Raw genomic sequence first — 2907 nt, forward strand, 5'->3', positions numbered from 1 at the left:
CGATGACGGCGATCACCAAAGAGTGCCTTCGTCGGTCCGGTCGAGGCCACAGTCCCGGCGTCGGGCGGGTTCGACGTTGTCACCGCCTGCTCAGCAGGCGCCCAGTCGATCGAACGCTTCTCGGCTCGTTCGCGAGCCAGAGCATCATCGGTCCGGTCGAGCAGCCGGCCCGTGTAGTCGGTTGTGCGTCCGAGAAGCTGCGGACCCGGCGGGTTGCGAAATGCGGGCACGATCCGGCGCAGGACCCGTGCGTCGTCCATGTCGACCGGATGCGAGTACGCGAAGCGCGGCATCGTGGCCCGATAGGACCGCAGGAGGTGCGACGCTTCGATGGTGTCGCCTTCGGATTGCTGGAGCGCACGAGCTGCAAGGCGGGGATCCCAGAGCCCTCCCTCGCCCATCACGCGGTCCACGGCAAGGCGCTGCCGGTCGATCAGCTGATCGAGTTCGAGCCAGGGGCTGTTGGCGAGGTCGCGTGCGTCACGAACCAGCGCTTCTGCGGCTGAGATTGCGTCGAGGCCACCTCGGGCGGCTGCGTACCCCATCAGTTGTCTCCGTCGTTGAGCGTGATGTCCTCGTGATGAGGGAGTGCCGGTTCGAGCACGATCTGCGAGCTCCGCGGAACACCCACGGCGTTGCCGGCGTCGTCGATGAACCACACATCGATGCCGGCAGGAAACGAACGGTTCGCATCGGCCACCGCGGCAGGCACCTCGCTCCCGACACCGGCCACCTCGACGCGTCGTGGCATCGACGCTCCCGGACCGGTCACGGTGAAGCGATGTGATCCGGCCGGTGCGACATCGTGCTCCTCGTCTGCAACGACCGGGCCGGCAACGACCGCTCGGCACGCAACAAACAGGCGCGCACCCAGCTCGGGCGCCTCGGCGGTGCCAATTCTCAACAAACCGACTTCTTCTTTCGTCGGCGGGCGGCGAGCCAGCACGACGTCGGCGTCACCGAGCGCCGTGGTCGGCTGAGCGTCTGTCGCAGCAGCGATCAACGGCGCCCAGCAACCAAGCGCGGCATCTTCGGTGTCGCCGAGCACTGCGAATTTGTGGTCGAGGTCGGTGAGCGCGAGGGCAGCGAGGAGCGGGGCGGGCAACCGTGACACGAGGTCCGCCGGGATGCCGACCGCCCGGCCGGGGCGAGCCGCACTGTCGAGCAGCGCACGAAATACCGCGAGCGAGTCGACGCCGTCGAGACGAGCCGCCGCAAGATTCAGCGCAGCGGTTTCTGGGGGTGCGATCGGCCGCATCAGTCCAGCTCCTCGAACTCGACGACAGTCGGTTGCAGGGATGCAGCCAGGTCCGCTTCGTGGCGCTCGATGTTGCGAGCGGTCTCTGCGCACAGCTGCTCGACCTGCGAAGCACTCTCACCACCGCCTCGCGCTGCTGCGTCACAGATCGCCGCCGCAAGGGTCGCAACACGATCTGTCCCCTGTCGCATGCTCCAACCGCGATGGCCGCCCAGCTCGACGTCGGCGCGGGTCACCACCACTTCACCGAGATGGAACCGTTCCCGAACGACGGGCTCACGCACCTGCATCATCACGATGCCACTCTCGGGCGGAGTAATGATCACCGGCTCACCCAATCGCTGGAGGCAGAGCTCGGCGACTGCTCGGACTGCAACGTCGTCGGCGACGGCGAGAAGCTCCGCACGACGTTCGATCTGGGCCGGGTGGCTGATGGTCTGTGAAGTCACCTTCTCAACCTGCCATCCTCAGGTTGTCTAGACAAGTCACCCCGGCGACGCTCAGGTGAAGCCTGACTGAACAGTGAGGTCCGGGGCTCCGACCGCGAGCGTCAGCGACCTAGCTTTTATCCATGTTGACCTCCCGTGAAGGCCTGTGCGATGAAGAAGTGTCGAAGTGGAATCGCGATGGATGGCTCGTGGTCGACGACGCGATCGACGACCCCACGTTGGACATGCTGCGCCACGCCGTCGAGGAGCTGGCATCGTGGGCGACGGCCGATGGCCCTGGCCTGCACCACTTCGAACAGACCCCCAGCGGACCGACGCTCGCACGGTCCGAGCGCTTCGCCGATGAGCACGGCTGGCTCGGGTCGTTCGTGCGATCGGGCGTCGTCCCCGATGTCGTTGCCGCGGTGCTCGCCGAACCGGCCGCGCTCTTCAAGGAAAAGGTGAACTACAAGCTTCCCAGCGGGGCCGGGTTCGCAGCGCATCAGGATGCCGCCGCCTACCGTTTCGTCGACCACCACATTTCGGTGATGGTTCCCATCGACCCGGCGACCGTCGACAACGGGTGTCTCTGGTTTGCCCGCGGCCACGGAGCCGGCAAATTGGACACCGACGAACGCGGCAGGTTGACCGACGACGTCATTGCCTCACTCGACTGGGAGCCGGTCGAAGTCGAACCGGGACAACTCGTTGCGTTCGATTCCTACGCGCCGCATCGCAGCGAGACGAACCAGACCGACATGCCACGGCGGACGTTGTACCTCACCTACAACGCAGCAAATCTTGGTGACTTCCGCGACCAGTACTACACCGACAAGGACGCCGAGTTCGCTGCAGCGGGAAGCACCTTCGCCAGCGGCGGCGTACGGATCAGCATCAGCGACGACTTTCTCGGTCGACCCGTAGAACCGTAAGCCGCCGACTCGGCGCCCGGCTATCAAGGCGGCAATGCCAGCCAGACTCGGATCAATTTGAGCACCCCTTCCGGGCACTCCCCAAAATGGCCGACGCGAGTTCGAGCACTACGCCGAGACGGTGCTTGCACTGGTGAGGGTTCGCACGACTAGTGCATGCTCGCGTTAATGACATGGCTGTGGTTTGATGGGTGGATGACGAGACCGGTTGGGGTGGAAGTGTCGGTGGCGGATCGTGAGATCCTGGAGCGCCGGGTGGCTGCAGCGACGACGGAGCGCCGTGATTGGC

The 2907-nt window shown here is 65.6% G+C and carries 4 protein-coding genes; 1 reads left to right on the forward strand and 3 read right to left on the reverse strand.

Going from position 1 to position 2907, the window contains the following annotated elements; genetic code table 11:
• The 3 genes from ACH2EI_RS19390 to ACH2EI_RS19400 form a co-directional block, all read right to left on the reverse strand.
• On the reverse strand, positions 1–545 hold a 545-nt coding region (locus ACH2EI_RS19390), incomplete at its 3' end, for a carbon-phosphorus lyase complex subunit PhnI (protein ID WP_395161223.1).
• Positions 545–1258 carry a phosphonate C-P lyase system protein PhnH gene (locus ACH2EI_RS19395; protein WP_395156442.1) on the reverse strand — a complete coding sequence of 238 codons (714 nt, stop codon included), beginning with the start codon at positions 1256–1258 and terminating at the stop codon, positions 545–547. The genes ACH2EI_RS19395 and ACH2EI_RS19390, both read right to left, overlap by 1 nt.
• Positions 1258–1707, reverse strand: coding sequence for a phosphonate C-P lyase system protein PhnG (locus ACH2EI_RS19400; RefSeq protein ID WP_395161225.1), 450 nt, complete (start codon positions 1705–1707; stop codon positions 1258–1260). Before ACH2EI_RS19400 ends, ACH2EI_RS19395 begins: the two co-directional genes overlap by 1 nt.
• A gap of 122 nt (positions 1708–1829) precedes the next feature.
• Here ACH2EI_RS19400 and ACH2EI_RS19405 point away from each other — a divergent pair, with 122 nt between their 5' ends.
• Entirely contained in the window at positions 1830–2618 is a 789-nt protein-coding gene (locus ACH2EI_RS19405; RefSeq protein ID WP_395156976.1) for a phytanoyl-CoA dioxygenase family protein, read from the forward strand.
• The last annotated feature ends 289 nt before the right edge of the window (positions 2619–2907 follow it).

Source organism: Ilumatobacter sp. (genome assembly GCF_041688325.1).
Lineage (GTDB): Bacteria > Actinomycetota > Acidimicrobiia > Acidimicrobiales > Ilumatobacteraceae > Ilumatobacter_A.